Annotated in this window: 15 protein-coding genes; 4 read left to right on the top strand and 11 right to left on the bottom strand. The window is 44.4% G+C overall.

Annotated features, from left to right (window positions below; genetic code table 11):
- Positions 1-53: 53 nt before the first annotated feature.
- A complete protein-coding gene (locus tag H6G92_RS14185) occupies positions 54-1325 on the bottom strand; it encodes an FGGY-family carbohydrate kinase (RefSeq protein ID WP_190894316.1) in 1272 nt (423 codons plus the stop codon).
- A 200-nt stretch (positions 1326-1525) separates the two neighbouring features.
- Between H6G92_RS14185 and psaM the strand changes: the two genes are divergently transcribed.
- Together psaM and H6G92_RS14175 are read left to right on the top strand one after the other, a co-directional pair.
- A complete protein-coding gene (gene psaM / locus H6G92_RS14180; RefSeq protein WP_040630342.1) occupies positions 1526-1615 on the top strand; it encodes a photosystem I reaction center subunit XII in 90 nt (29 codons plus the stop codon).
- Between the two features lie 252 nt (positions 1616-1867).
- Positions 1868-2278, top strand: a complete 411-nt coding sequence (locus tag H6G92_RS14175; protein WP_190894315.1) for a slr1601 family putative cell division protein — start codon at positions 1868-1870, stop codon at positions 2276-2278.
- Between the two features lie 219 nt (positions 2279-2497).
- On the opposite strand, the gene H6G92_RS14170 is transcribed toward H6G92_RS14175, so the two are convergent.
- A complete protein-coding gene (locus H6G92_RS14170) occupies positions 2498-3223 on the bottom strand; it encodes a tetratricopeptide repeat protein (RefSeq protein ID WP_190894314.1) in 726 nt (241 codons plus the stop codon).
- 406 nt (positions 3224-3629) lie between these two features.
- Between H6G92_RS14170 and H6G92_RS14165 the strand changes: the two genes are divergently transcribed.
- Together H6G92_RS14165 and H6G92_RS14160 are read left to right on the top strand one after the other, a co-directional pair.
- The gene (locus H6G92_RS14165; protein ID WP_190894313.1) at positions 3630-4094 is read left to right on the top strand and encodes a hypothetical protein; all 465 of its coding nucleotides are present in this window, start codon (positions 3630-3632) and stop codon (positions 4092-4094) included.
- Positions 4095-4100: 6 nt separating this feature from the next.
- The gene (locus H6G92_RS14160; RefSeq protein ID WP_190894312.1) at positions 4101-4658 is read left to right on the top strand and encodes a glutathione S-transferase family protein; all 558 of its coding nucleotides are present in this window, start codon (positions 4101-4103) and stop codon (positions 4656-4658) included.
- 214 nt (positions 4659-4872) lie between these two features.
- Here the strand turns inward: H6G92_RS14160 and H6G92_RS14155 are convergent, their stop codons facing one another.
- From H6G92_RS14155 to H6G92_RS14115, 9 genes are all read right to left on the bottom strand, one after another.
- Positions 4873-5364, bottom strand: coding sequence for a YajQ family cyclic di-GMP-binding protein (locus H6G92_RS14155; RefSeq protein ID WP_190728108.1), 492 nt, complete (start codon positions 5362-5364; stop codon positions 4873-4875).
- Between the two features lie 113 nt (positions 5365-5477).
- A complete protein-coding gene (locus H6G92_RS14150) occupies positions 5478-5876 on the bottom strand; it encodes an MAPEG family protein (protein WP_190894311.1) in 399 nt (132 codons plus the stop codon).
- A gap of 94 nt (positions 5877-5970) precedes the next feature.
- Positions 5971-6474, bottom strand: a complete 504-nt coding sequence (locus H6G92_RS14145; protein WP_190894310.1) for a DNA recombination-mediator protein A — start codon at positions 6472-6474, stop codon at positions 5971-5973.
- A gap of 85 nt (positions 6475-6559) precedes the next feature.
- Positions 6560-6679 carry a hypothetical protein gene (locus H6G92_RS38825; protein WP_199344819.1) on the bottom strand — a complete coding sequence of 40 codons (120 nt, stop codon included), beginning with the start codon at positions 6677-6679 and terminating at the stop codon, positions 6560-6562.
- Between the two features lie 24 nt (positions 6680-6703).
- Positions 6704-6832, bottom strand: coding sequence for a hypothetical protein (locus H6G92_RS40285; RefSeq protein ID WP_277926744.1), 129 nt, complete (start codon positions 6830-6832; stop codon positions 6704-6706).
- A 30-nt stretch (positions 6833-6862) separates the two neighbouring features.
- Positions 6863-7957 carry a phosphotransacetylase family protein gene (locus tag H6G92_RS14135; RefSeq protein ID WP_190894309.1) on the bottom strand — a complete coding sequence of 365 codons (1095 nt, stop codon included), beginning with the start codon at positions 7955-7957 and terminating at the stop codon, positions 6863-6865.
- Between the two features lie 675 nt (positions 7958-8632).
- Positions 8633-9010, bottom strand: a complete 378-nt coding sequence (locus tag H6G92_RS14125) for a response regulator transcription factor (RefSeq protein ID WP_190894307.1) — start codon at positions 9008-9010, stop codon at positions 8633-8635.
- 111 nt (positions 9011-9121) lie between these two features.
- On the bottom strand, positions 9122-12493 hold the full coding sequence (locus tag H6G92_RS14120) for a PAS domain S-box protein (RefSeq protein WP_190894306.1): 3372 nt from the start codon (positions 12491-12493) through the stop codon (positions 9122-9124).
- A gap of 13 nt (positions 12494-12506) precedes the next feature.
- Positions 12507-14468 carry a sensor histidine kinase gene (locus H6G92_RS14115; protein WP_190894305.1) on the bottom strand — a complete coding sequence of 654 codons (1962 nt, stop codon included), beginning with the start codon at positions 14466-14468 and terminating at the stop codon, positions 12507-12509.
- Between the last annotated feature and the right edge of the window lie 352 nt (positions 14469-14820).

Below are 14820 nucleotides of genomic sequence, written 5' to 3'. Positions count from 1 at the left end.
TCACTAGGATAGATACTGATTTATAAAATATCTATGAAAAGATAGTTACACAATTAGTCTTGTTCATCCCTTCTTCCGTCCCCCATCGCCAACAGCGCCGTCCCATAAGCAGCTTCTGTGTATACTGACGCTACGACAGGAACTTGCAAATGACGTGCCCTAATCGCAGTCCAAGTGTCATTCGCCGCGCCACCACCAGCAGTATAAACACGGCTCAATTTGTCTGCGCCCATTTGTTGTAATAATTCATACCCTCGTGCTTCTATGCGGGCAATGCTTTCTAACAACCCATGCAAAAATTCTCCTGGATGATCTGGGCGTGGTTCCAATCGTGGGGGGAGGTTAGGATCATTAATCGGAAAGCGATCGCCTGCCTTCAACAGCGGATAATAATCTAAATCGCTAGCTTTTGATGGATCAATCTCCCGGCTAAGGCTTTCTAACTCAGCGTTTGTGAAAAATTGCTTGAGTACTGCACCTCCAGTATTAGAAGCACCACCAGTCAGCCACAAATCCCCCAACCGATGGCTGTAAATCCCATATCTGGCATCTTCTACACGGGTACGACTTAACAACTTTAGTACCAACGTTGAACCAAGGGAAGTCACGGCTTCACCAGGTAGTTTTGCCCCACTGGCGAGAAAAGCCGCAATACTATCAGTTGTACCTGCACACACCAGACAATCACGGCGGAAACCGAATTTGTCCGCAATTTCAGGGTGTAATTCTGCAATCGGAGTCCCAGGAGATAAAACTTTGGGTAGCTGAATCGGTATTTGCAGCTTTTCTAGCCATTCTGGGTATTTCAACTCTTCTACGTCATAACCCAGCTTTAAAGCATTATGGTAATCGCTAATCCCCAACTGTCCATGTAAGAGAAACGCCAGCCAATCTGCTTGATGCAAGAAATATCTAGCTTCACTAAAAGAGGGTAATTGCCTCATCCACAAAAGTTTGGCTAGGCTGGAGGTGGCACTCAATACGGTATGATTAGGGGGTGCTATACTCCTCAAATGCTCTAGCACCAATGATCCCCGCGCATCGTTATACAGCAATGGTGCATCTGTTGGATTGCCCACAGCATCGACCAGCAAGACGGTGGAAGAAGTACCATTAATTGCGATCGCTTTAATTTTTCGCCGCAATTGGTCAGGTATTTGTTCCACCAGCATAAACAAAGCCTCCTGCCAAATTTTTGGCGTAACGGCGGCTGGTGAGTCCTGGAAGGGATATCGTACCTCAGCCTGAATACAAGAGGCTTCCTCGTCAATCACCACACCGCGTGCGCCAGAAGTGCCGAAGTCGATACCCAAATACAAATTCATATTTTTATAAATTTTTCTAATGGAGAATTAACTAATGGCTACTGACCAATAACTGCTTTTGTTGCATCTTGTAACAAGATATTCCACAATCTTGGCAAAACAAGGAAAAGTAGTAAACGAACTGTTCAAAATCTATTCAGGTTAGGAGGTTTTCAGCCATGCCTATCTTAGATACTCTGTACATTGCTCAGATATCTTCCATCTCGGATACTCAAGTCTACATCGCTCTAGTTGTGGCACTGATCCCAGGAGTTCTAGCTTGGCGATTAGCCACAGAACTTTACAAATAACGCTACGATGTGACACAGTTAAAAAGCTAATAATCCTGGCAGTACGGGGTGCAATTTCCAGTTGCTTGCGGCTTTATGCCATAAGTAGCTACGAAACTAGCACTTACGTAAGCCAGGTTATTTTTTAACCGGTGCAACACTTGTAGCTATTTCAAAAAAATGAAGTAATATGACAGCTAAATCAAGCAGTAATTAGCGCCAGAGGGCTTTTACAGTGCTTCCCTTCATTAAGCGAGGTTATCTTTTAGCATCATGAACGCGATTCAACCATCTAGACCACCGTTACAACCTATACAAAAACGCCGGGTCATTCCTCGACCAAAGCGGCATCTTCGTCAACGTTCTTACCAGGTGATGGCGCTGGAAAGCACAGCCAAAATAGCGGTCAATGTTGTGATTACAGCCATTGCAGCATCTGCCTTAACACAACTTTTACCTTATCACTGGTCACAGCAAGAAAAGTTGCGAGAAATTAGTACTGAAGTCAAGCTGATGGAAGGACATGTCAATAATTTGCAGACGGAATTTAGCCGTAACTTCGATCCTCAGCAAACTAAAAGTATTATGCAACAACAGGGATATCGATTTGATCCCAGCCAGCGTCGGGTCGTGTTGATGAATCCAGATCGCCGAGAAAATGAACAAACAGAGTCATCACCCTAAGACAAATAGCTAATTTGGGATTATTTAGGTTTCTTGTGATTCTGGCTACGTACAAACCGGGTGTTAATTTATATTATTGCTAATAAATAATGGTTAATAGCTAATTTTTGAATAGCTATGTAGTTATCATCTATTAGTCATTAACGATACAGCGTCACTAAACTCCAATTCAAAATTTAATAATTTATTTTGAATTTTGAATCCCCCAGAAGGACTAATCTACCAAATAGGACGCTCAGGAGATAACAAATCGTTTAGCCAATTTTCGATTTGTAAACGCAAGCGAGAACCAGTAACGTCCCTAGTTCTTTCGAGAGAAGGCAGTTGAGTGAGGGCGCGACGATAATCAGCGATCGCACAATTCCAGTCGCCCCAAAGATGGTAAGTCCTGCCGCGTTCAGCCCAGATATGACCTTCTAGCTGACCGAAAAGCAGTGCTACCTCAAAATTCTCAATTGCCTCCTCATATTGCCCCAAATCACGCCAGGTAATGCCTCTGTTAATCCACGCCCGGACATAGCGAGGATTGAAATCAATCGCTTGATCGTAATCGGCAAGTGCTGCTGCTAATTCTCCACAAGCTGCGTAGTAATTTGCCCGATTATTATAAGCACTAGCCAAATAGGGATTAAGTTTGAGGGCGGTGTTATAGTCGAAAAGCGCTTTTTGCCTTTCACCACCTTGAAAATAAATCAGCCCTCGGTTGTTGTAATCAACGGCATTGTGGGGATGGCGGGAAATTAGTTGGGTTAAGGTTGCGATCGCCTCTGTATAATCTCCTTGTTGAGCCAACCTTAAAGCACAAGAGCGTAAGTAGCTATCCCCTAAAGTAGATGCGCTTGTGTCATTTATCCTCTGCTTTGGTAATTTATTTGTACTAGTTAAGACATATTTAGATTGGTTATTTTGCTGGTCACCATCAGCTAAAAACGAGTGAATATTCATCTTTCCCTGCCTGAAATCCCTGCTTTTTGAAATTAAATTCTAATTTTTGTCTACGGGTGGTTTTACCACTATGACTATTTTTAAAGTATTCAGGGTTACTTAGAAGCCATCTCAAGAGAGAACTTAACCCAGTGGTACAAGATAAATTTACGCCCTAAACAAACAATTAATCCTCAAACCTAATCATGAATACTTCATCCCCAAGGTGAATTCCAGAAATAGCAGATGTTAATCTCCAAGACTAGTCAAGTAGTGAGAGCGACAAATTGGTAGAATGCCAACAAGCGGTTCTTTAGAGATGAGAAAGAGAACATAGGGACAAGAGAGACAAGGAGAATAACCCATGCCTCATGAGCCACTTGCCCCAGTATCTAGATTTAATTTTTAAGTTTTGAGAAATTTTCCGATGACAACTGCAATTTCCTATCCTAATGCCCCTGATTTAGCAACCGATGATTACATTGTTATCGGTTTGGCAACCTGCTTCGTCAAAGAAGATGGAGAAGTTTATCAAATCGAAGTTATAGAACCGATTCCCTCTGCCGCTTTGGAAGCGCTTTTAAAGGGTATCCCTACCTCCTATAAGCTGGCTCATGCAACAACTTTGGGATCTGTGCTGGATGGCGATTCACCATTGTTGCCAGATGGTTTCCCAGATTCGGCTCAGTTTGGAGAGGAATTTGTACCACGGGCATTTGCAGCAGCTCGTACCTACAAACGTCGTGAATCTGCAAAATCTTTAATTCCCTTAGGTACAAACTACACTGAATTTAAGTATTCCATTGAGCGCAAGCGGGTATTAAATGCCGCTAGAGTTGTCACCAAAGAAGACAACGTTAAACAGCATTCTCACACTCACAAAGTTCTTTAAGTAATTATGCTCAAACTTTACGGCGGTGCTCGTAGTCGAGCATCAATTGTTCACTGGTATTTAGAGGAACTAGGAGTTCCCTACGAATTCGTCAAGCTCGATATGCAGGCTGGTGAACACCTCAAACCTGAATATTTGGCAATAAACCCAGTTGGCAAAGTTCCAGCAATTGTTGACGGGGATTTTCAGCTTTGGGAATCTGGGGCAATTTTGCTGTATCTTGCCGATAAATACGGTAAAAATCCATTTTCACTCCAAGAACGTGCTCTATTCTCCCAATGGGTGTCGTTTGCCAATGCTACCCTTGGGCCAGGAATTTTTCTAGAAGCCAGCCGGGAGCGGGAAATGCCCCGCTTGTTGACTCCGTTAAATGAAATTTTCAGTAAGCAACCTTTTTTGCTTGGCGATGAGTTCACTGTTGCTGATGTGGCAGTGGGATCTATTCTGAATTACATTCCCATCATGCTAAAACTAGACCTCAGTTCCTACCCAGAAGTGTTGAAATATATGAAGCAGTTATCTGAGCGTCCAGCATTTCAAAAAAGTGTTGGCGGACGGTCTTAATTATAGGGGCGCAATACCTGTTATACGCGTCAAATTAAGCTAAAACTCCTTTAAAACCTCGTTTCCAGCCATAGGCTGGAAATGCACCTCATTGGGCTGCTGCTGCAAGTAAGGAAGGCGGAACCTCCTAGTACGCCCTTACCACGTATTACATCCAAACAAAAAATCTTCACAAAACGTATTTTGGGTGGGCACTGCCCACCATGCAAATCTTTTAACGATAATTTGTAAATTGCAAAGCAACTGGGTAGTCTTCTTGTTTGAGCCGCTGCATAACTACTTGTAAGTCATCTTTAGATTTGGCAGAAACCCGCACAGCATCACCTTGGATTGAAGCTTGTACCTTTTTGAATTCGTCCCGAATCAATTTGGAAATTTGTTTGGCGATTTCTTGACTGATGCCTTTTTTGAGTTTGATTTCTTGACGGACGCGATTACCACTGGCTGATTCAACTTTGCCAAAATCAAAGATTTTCTGGGAGAGGTTACGCTTGGCGGCTTTTTCTCGCAGAATGTTGTGTACAGAATCTAAGGTAAACTCGCTGTCAGTACTAACGTTAATGCTTTCTTCGACTAACTCGACAGTAGTTTCAGTGTCTTTGAGGTCGTAACGACCTTTGATGTCTCGTATAACTTGATCGACAGCGTTAACCAACTCTTGTCGGTCAAAGTCGCTCACAATGTCAAAGGAAAAAGTAGAAGCCATAAAACATTTTGGATTTTAGATTTTGGACTTCGACTTCGCTCAGTCGAACGATTTTGGATTGGGGGCTAGGGATTGGGAAAACTCTTTCCCAGTCCCCAGTCCCCAGTACCCACTTAACTAGTCGCTTGGATGATGCTCAAGAAAAAGAGAGTGGCACAGCCAAGGATGCCAATGCCAAACATGAGCGATCGCAAAAGGGGTATATTCAAAATATAAAAAATTGAGTATAGCAAACGGGCTACCACAAAGGCGATCGCAGCCACTTGTGCTGTAAAAGAATTTACACCAGTTACGTATGCCATCAATGCCGCTGCCGAAAACACCATAAACGCTTCAAAGGTGTTCTGATGTGCCCAAGTAGCTCTTTGGGCGTATGGTGGCAATTTATCAAACATTGCGCGAGGAGTAGAAAACATTTCATACCCAATACGCACGCGGGCATAAGCTACCAGCAAAAATGGCAGGTAAATTAGAACGGCAGCAGCAGCGATCGAGTACAAAAAAATAGTCATTATTTATTAAGCATTGGTTATGAGTCATTAGTCATCAGTCAATAGTCATTAGTCAAATAGAAAAGACAAATGACAAAAGACAAATGACAAATGACTAATCAAAGTAGAAGAGGGTCACCACTTTTCTTTGTTCTTCTGCATCTTGACAAGTTTGCAACAGGGTGCGGCTGTCGTGAAACGCAAAGCAGATCAGTTGCTGGCAACGAGACACAATTTCCTTGTTGCACAGGTAACTAGCTTCAGCAAGAGACAGAGTATCATTACTGGGATTTTCCACTAGATGCATTACCTGTTCTAGTTGCTGGCGCGATTCCAAAGGCTGGCGTTCCAGACTTTGGGGGAGAATCACCGTTAGCAAATTCGGATCAGCCCGCGTTGCTCCCTTGATGGCAGCGGAATTTGTACCTGTAGCACCAGAAGTAATGATTCGATTACCCGATAAAACTAGGGCATAAGTCATCATTTCAATAAGATTCTGATGCGTAATCGGCACGTGACGAGAACCCAGCAAGGCGATTCTTTTAGAACCCGTTTGCTGGATTGTCGCTAGTTCTTGGGCTAATGTATCGAGGTTAATAAGGTCTGTTGATTGGCTCAAAGATGGACATAATCCGAATTAAACGACCCAGATATTTTACCAAACAGCGTGTAGATGCGAGGAAAACTTGAGTTAAACATTGCTACTAATTTTCGATTGTTTGGTTCAGTAACTCCATTGCTTGGTAACACCAGGCTAGCCAATGTGTTTCGTAACTAATCTCATTTAGGAGAGTCAAGTACTGAAATTTGCCTGATTCTGGCAGTTCTTACGGATTCTGAAAGTAACGCTATTCTAAATTTTTGTGCGTTGTCCCAGCTATGGGGCGGAAGGAAATAGCACGCCGTCCCCTGGGAGGTGACGGCGAACCAGCTGTACCCTCAGCAGTAATACAGCTGCCTAACTGATAATTGAGCATTGATGCTCTTAATTGCTTGAGTTGATGAATCTAAGACAATGCCGCTGCTGGAGTTAAACCTAGTTTAGATAACAGGCGGTCAATGTCAAAATGCTCAGACATCAACTGGCGAATGCACTGAACCTTAATCGGCTCGTGGAGGCGGACTTGCCCAAAAGTGCGGTCAACAATTTCTACAGTGGTGAGGGTGTCTAAGTCAACAGATAAAATCGGGATTTCCAGTTCTTCAGCGCGACTGAGAATGAACGGCGGCGGCGGTAGTTGCCCGGTGAGAATTAAACATTGGGTAGAAGTTTCCAAAGCAGCTTGCTGAATTTCCACGCGATCGCCTCCTGTTACCACTGCCATATTTCGGCGTTTGCGAAAATATTTGACAGCGGAGTTGACATTCATCGCTCCAATTGCCAGACTTTCTACCAACAAATCCATGCGATCGTTGCGACAGAGAACATCAGCCTTTAACTGTTTGACTAGTTCGCCAACACTGACACTGCGGAGCAAAGCATTGTTCGGCAGCATTGCTAGTACCGGAATCCCCTGGTGTTCCAAAAATGGGCGCAACAGAGTGTCAACCGCTTCTAGTTGGGTGACAGGAATATCATTGATCACAACTCCAAGTAAGCGATCGCCTACACGCTGTTTCGCAGTCAATAGCGCCTCAACCGAAAGCAACGATTTATAGCGAGTTACTAACAGCACACCAGCATCCAATACTTTAGCCATTTGCAGCAAAGACAAGTCAAACAAATTGCCTTCGGACAAATCACCAGGCCCCTCCAGTAATACCAAATCACCTTGGGACATTTGTAAATATTGCTGTATTAGGGACTGCTGATAATCGGTTTTATCTTCCCCTCGTAAGCGTTTTTGCACATTGAGTTCATCCAAAGCCAGCATTGTAGGTGCAACACGGTTTTCCGGCAAATTGAGGCTAAGAGCGATGAATTGGACATCTTCCTCAATTACGGTTCCACTAGAGGAATTCAAACAGGTACCAAGCGGTTTACCGTAGGTAATATCCAGTCCTTTTTGCTGTAGCTGATGAGACAAACCCAGAACAGTTGCAGATTTACCGCTGTAAGTCTCGGTTGATCCAATCAGCAAATATTTAGGGGATTTTGGCACACATGCACTCCTAATTTCAAAAGTCAGAAGAACCCAGCTAGGTGTTTCCTAATTCTAGTTCCTTCTGGCAAAAGCCTCTCGCTCTCACAAATTAAGGTTTCCCAGAAATACCTTTTAGTTGAACAAGCACAGGGCAGGTGAGCCGGGGAGGCTAACACTTACAGCAATTTTCAGGTATTACCGAAGAAAGGCAGAGAACAGTTATTGCTGGAGGCAGAAGGTTTTAGAAAATAATTCTTCCCTCTGTCAAAAGGGTCTAGATCAAGTCAGTTCCTTTATGAAAAACAAAAAAATATATATTTCAAGCGGAGAGTGCAACAAGAAATACAGCGTCCTTGCTAAATCCCCTGAATTTATTTACAGCGCTTCCTCTTGCCTCCTACTTCCTCAATCGCCCCAGTTAAAAAGTAATGGAGACTTGGGTTACGGTTCTGTTAAGGGAAGAGACGCGATAAATCGCCATCTTTACAATAATCAGTCCTTTGTAGAGACGGCGATTTATCGCGTCTTTGTGATATTTTGATAGTTTTAAAAACTATTTATTCTATCTAAATAATTGAAATTCGAAATAGCTTGGTATTAGAAACAAGCTCCATCCATTGTGGATAAATTAGTATTACCAAGTACTGCGAAAAACTGAAAGCAACAGCAGATCAAAAGCATTCGTTACTTTCCTCAAAAGCCCAACACCTGCATTGATTTTTCAAGTACTTCTTTGGGACGAAATGGTTTCGTTAGATATAAATCTGCACCGACCTCAATTCCTTTTTGTTTATCAAATTCTTGTCCTTTAGCTGTCAATATCACAATGTAGATGTCAGTCATTTGTAGGTCGTGTTTAACAATGTGACAAACTTGCAGACCATTCATTTTAGGCATCATCACATCGAGAAAAACTAGATTTGGTTTTTCAGTTTTAATCGTTTCGAGAGCTTCTTCTCCATTTCTAGCAGTTAGAAGTTCAACACCCTCGTCTTCTAATGCTTCTAGGGCTTGTTCCATCAAAATCAAGATATTGGGTTCATCGTCAACAATCAGAATTTTCTGGGTCATAGGGATTGGGGATTAGGAATTAGGGATTGGGGATTAGGAATTAGGGATTGGGGATTAGGGATTAGAAGAATTTGTTCCCAGTACCCATTACCCAGTACCCAGTCACAGTGATTATTGTTCAGACAGCATAATAAAAAATACATTTTCCAGATCCTTCTCAAACCGTAGGGTTTTCACCAAATCGGCTTCTTGAGAGAAGATAGAATCGATGATGATCATGTCAGGTTTGGCTGACAAGGCTTTATGAATGCATTCTTGCGGATCGGAGGCTTCAATCACGCTGTATCCCTGAGTTTGTAGTACATCTGATAGGGTTTTTAAGGCTGATGCATTTTTATCTACAACCAATACCTTTTTATTAGAAGTGCCTTGGTAAAGGAGTGAGTCAATTTCGTTGAGGAGTTTCTCTGTGTCAATGGGCTTAGTGAGATAGCGATCAATGCCAATATGATAGCCCCGTTCTTTGTTTTCAATAATTGACAAAATAATGATCGGAATGTCTGAGGTCAGGGGATCATTTTTGAGAACGGCTGCCACATCGAAGCCGTTGATTTGGGGCATCATCACGTCCAAAAGGATCAGATCGGGACGAGCTGTTTTGATTTGATGAATTGCATCCACACCGTCTTTCGCTTCCCGAACGTTGTAGCCTTCGTTTTCCAGTTGTTGACGGAGTAGTTCTCGAATGTTGGCATCATCATCTACAACCAAGATCGTTTTACGGTTTTGGTTCAGTACAGCGTTTTTGGTGATGACGTGTTCTTTGAGTTGTTTGACTAGCGTATCCAGATTCAGATTAGGAGTCGTTTTTGGATCACAGGCGTAAGTGGGAATGATGAACGAGAATACGCTGCCGTTACCTGGTTCACTCTCAACCCAGATTCTACCGCCATGATGATCGACGATTTGTTTACAAATGGGCAGTCCTAACCCTGTGCCTTTGGGTTTGTCGGTGAGGGTGTCGCCAACTTGGCGGAATTTCTCGAATACTTTCGGCTGGTCTTCAGGTGCAATACCAATGCCTGTGTCGATAACGCTGATGCAAACACCGTCGTTTCCTTGTTTAACGCGGCAGGTGACACAACCAGATTCGGTAAACTTAACGGCATTGGAAATCAGATTGATTAAAACTTGCAGCAAACGGTTGCGATCGCCTACTATCTGAGGCAGTCCAGGTTCAATCTCGCTGACTAACTGCAAGCCATTGGTTTCAAACAACCCGGCGGTAGAATTGGTTGCCCAATCGAGTAATTCGCTGGGATCAAGGGGTTGCATTTGCCATTCCACCTTACCTGCTTCCATCTTGGCGATGTCTAGGACATCGTTAATCAAAGACGTGAGCCGTTCTGCTTCTGACACAATAATGTTGAGATTGTCAGCCACCCGCTTAATCGTTTTCTGAAGCTTGCGGTCTTCGGTAGAAAGCATTGGGAACACATCGGTTTCCAGCTTTTCTTGAATGATCGATGCAAAACCAAGGACAGAAGTCAGTGGCGTCCGCAACTCATGGGAAACTGTTGAGATAAAGTCGGTTTTCATCTGGTCGATTTCCTTTTCTGCTGTCACATCCCGAATCAGCAACGCCGAACCGAAGCAGGCAGCGGGTTCCTGATCTGCCGTCTTTTTGAAAATGGCAGTCGCCACTGCCTGACCAATGCGTTCCTTTACCAGTGCAACTTCGGCAGAGAACACCTCTTTGGGATGGGACTGAGTTCGTGCAATTAGGTCTGCTAAACCAGATATCGGCAATTCTCGGTAGTGGCCGTTGAGGGCACTGGCTGTCAATCCATACATAGTTAAAAAGGCAGGATTAAAGTGGGTGATTTGTCCTGTGGTGTCTGCCACTAACAAACCATCTGCTAAGTTATCTAAAATGGCATTTAATCCCTGCGCTTCTGCTAGGGTATTTTGCAGAGCAGCTGTCCGCTCTACAACTCTGGCTTCTAGTTCTTGATTCAGTTGCCGCAGAGCGATTTCTGCTTGTTTGCGGGCAGTAATGTCGGTATTGATTTCTAGCACCGCGCAGGGCTGACCAGAGATATCTCGTTGTAACGTCCATCGGCTCTGCACGGTAAGCTGTTTGCCATCATGGGTGAGGTGTTGCACTTCTCCTTCCCAATTACCTTGCTGTAATAACTCTGCGATGATTTCTTCTTTTGGTTTGGGAAAGATTTTTTTAAGAAATACGTGAATGTACTGTCCTTTGACTTCCTCACGTGTCCAACCATACAGAGTTTCGGCACCCTGATTCCAGTGAGAGATTTTGTCGCTCATGTCGCGGACGATGATGGCATCGCTAGAATGATTCAACATATCTAATAAACGTTGATTTTCAGCTTCTGCCAGCTTGCGATCGTGAATATCAGCGCAGGTGCCAATCCATTCCCGAATGCTGCCGTCTTTTTCCAGGACGGGGGCACCACAGACAGAGAAGTAGCGGTATGTGCCATCCTTGCCACGCAGCCGATATTCAGTTTGGTAGATACCTCGGTTTGCCACAGCAGCATTCCAAACTTCTGTGGAGTTGGCACGGTCATCGGGGTGAATGGGATCGATCCAGCCCCAACCCTCAACTTCAGCTTTGCTCTGCCCCGTATAGTCCATCCAGGTCAGCATTTCACTGCTTATTCCCAGTCCTTCTGGGGTAGCTCCCCAGACGATCTGTGAAGTAGCAGTTACTAAGGAGCGGTATCGTTCTTGAAGACGCTGATTTTCGGCTTCTGCCAGCTTGCGATCCTGAATATCGGTGCAGGTGCCAATCCACTCCCGGACGCTGCCATCTTCTTCTATAACGGGCGCACCCCAGACCCAAAAGTAGCGATAGTTGCCATCCTTGCCACGAATTCGGTATTCAATTTGATACATACTCAGGTTTGCCACAGCAGCACTCCAGACTTCTCCGGTGTAGGCGCGATCGTCTGGATGAACGGCATCAATCCAGCCCCCATTTTCCGCTTCAGCTAGACTTTGACCTGTATAAGCTATCCAGCTTGCCAGTTCAAAGCAAATTCCTTCTGGTGTACTTACCCAGACGATTTGTGTGTTAGCAGTTACTAGAGACCGATATCGGGCTTCACTCTGTTTTAGTATTTCTTCATTATGTTGGCGTTCCTGCTGAACGCGTCGAAGGTCGCTGATATCCTCCACACTAGACCAGATTAGTTGCTCTCCATCTTTCTCAATCATCAGTCCAGAGATTCTGACCGGAACCAGATACCCGCTTTTGTGGATTAACTCCTTCTCATAGGGGCCGTAACGACCAGTTTGTTCTAGGTTTTCCAGGGTAGCTTGGTCGGTAGCTGCATAGTTTTCTGGAGTAATCTGGTGATAGTTGAGATTCAGGGTTTCTGGAACAGTGCGCCCCAAAATGGCAGCATAGGCAGGGTTGATCTTAATTAGCGTCCCATCTGTTCGGCATAGTACTAGCCCAACAGGACATAGTTCAAATAGCTGACTGTTGTATTCATCAAGTTGGTCAAACATGGTTGAGGTTTCTTTAGTGGCGTATTTGGGTAGGGTTAGAACAACAGAACCAAGACAACAAAGTGGCGTAAAGCTTTAACGAAATTGGGTGGTGTTGAAACATCTGGTAAAGTTGATCGGGTGATGCAGCTTCCACAGATGGACTGTGGTGTGAAAGTCGCTGGAGCAATTGAGTGTGGCGGATCAGCAAATCCGTCGGTTTGAGCATTGGAGCTGTTGATGGAATGAAGCCGTCGGCATCGGAGGTGGGGGATGATTCGGTTGTGGAAGTTGGCGACGCAGAGTTGCTATTTTGTTCTTCAGCAGCGTCTGCCAATGCACAATTGACTGGAATTTGAATCCAGAATTCTGTGCCTTCACCTGGTTGAGAACGACACTTAAGTATTCCCCGATGTTTGTCTACAACAATTTGGTAGCTGATTGCCATGCCTAACCCGGTTCCCTTACCAACATCTTTGGTGGTGAAGAAGGGATCGTAAATGCGGCGAATTACTTCCTCCTTCATGCCTGGGCCGTTGTCGGCAATGCAAATCACAACCCACTGGTTGTCGAAAACTTCAGTCCGAATGGTGATTTGGGCTGTAGGGGGGGATATTTCTTCATTGTCCATTCCTTCCTCTAGAGCATCAATGGCATTTGCCAGGATGTTCATAAACACCTGATTTAACTGTCCGGGGTAGCATTCAATCAAGGGAAGTTTGGCATAGTCTTTAACGATTTCAATTTTCGGTCGGCGAATAGCTGCTTTCAGGCGATGGTGAAGAATCATCAGCGTCCCATCAATGCCATCGTGGATGTTGACGGCTTTCATTTCTGCTTCGTCATGACGGGAGAAGTTTTTCAGTGATTGGACAATTTCTACGATGCGACCTGTGCCTAGTTTCATCGAATCTAGCAGTTTGGGGAGATCCTGCATGATAAATTCCAGGTCTATATTGTCTAACTCTGATTCCAGTTCTGGAGGAGCAACAGGTAGGACTTTCTGATACTTTTTTAATAGGTGCAACAAATCTTGGGCGTATTCGGCAATATACCTTAAATTGCCATAAATAAAGTTCACCGGGTTGTTGATTTCGTGGGCAACTCCGGCAATGAGTTGCCCTAGACTGGACATTTTTTCGCTTTGGATCAATTTAGTTTGGGCCAATTGCAACTCATGGAGAGCTTGCTGAAGCTTCTGTGTCTGGGCTTTTGCCTGGACGGCGGCTTGAGTGCTTTGCTCGTAAAGCACAGCTTTGTCAATAGCGATCGCTGTTTGAGAGGCAAAGATACTCACCAGTTTCAGGTGTTCAGCCATGTATGAGTCAGTTTTGGGCGTTCCAATAGCGATCGCTCCCAGTACCCGCTCCTTGGCTCGCAACGGTACACAAATCAGGGCGCTAACGTTTTTTTGCCCCTCTAATCGAGGATCGGCTTGGACATCATTGATTAGTTCTGCCCGGTTGGATTGCACAATTTTGCCAATAATTCCCTTCCCTGGTTCCGGCTGACTGTGGTCAAAAAATATTCCAAATTCGGCAATAATTTCAAATGCAGTTGCATCTGGACTCAGGAGCAGAATCATCCCCGCAGATGATTCAATTAATTGACTCAATTCCTGAAGCACGAGCTGGGCAATCTGTCGCGTATCTAAACTTGTTGTCAGTTGAGTTGAGATATCCTCAAACAAATCAATTTCCTGGTATCGCTCCAGCAATTCTTTGGCGAGTTCTTTCTTCTCAGCTTCCTGCTTTGCCAGAAATGAGAGCAAAGTCGCAAGTAGAGTTGCCTGTTCTTTGCCAACAACCCAACCGATGATTTCTCCTGACACCTCGATTGGATATCGGTTTTTCGTAGTTTGCTCCCCAATGCTGATTAGTTTCGTGCCGTCTACCAGTTCAACATCAATCGCAACGTTAAACTGGTAGACTAAGTTATGAAGAAGAGATGGCAAATCTTTTTTGTTGAGAATCTTTCTGAGGCTAACTGCGGACATGAAACACCTCATAAGCAGCAGGTTGTAAATTGACCGCATTCAAGCCAAGTAGGTTATTAATTATATCGAGGAAGGCAAGAGGAAAACTGTCCTCAACCTCCTGCCGCGACCAGAGGGAGCTTGGATTTAAGTCCCTCACTGTTGCGTTAGCTTCCCGCTCTTTACGAGAGTTCAGTGGCTTCAATTCAGGAGGGGTCGAATCCCCGGATGATTTTCTCCTCCTGCCTCTTGCCGACGCTCGCGGACTCGCTACGGCTGCGCTATCCTGCCTGCTGCCTTCTTCACCGCAGCTATCCATACTCCTTTGGATAAGCAAACTACGCCCAACATCTCCCAAAAAGAAAGAAATAGT

The sequence above is a fragment of the Nostoc foliaceum FACHB-393 genome (genome assembly GCF_014698505.1).
GTDB classification, from domain to species: Bacteria; Cyanobacteriota; Cyanobacteriia; order Cyanobacteriales; family Nostocaceae; genus Nostoc; species Nostoc foliaceum_A.
Note: the sequence above shows the minus strand (reverse complement) of the source record. Positions and strands in the feature narration are given on the sequence as shown.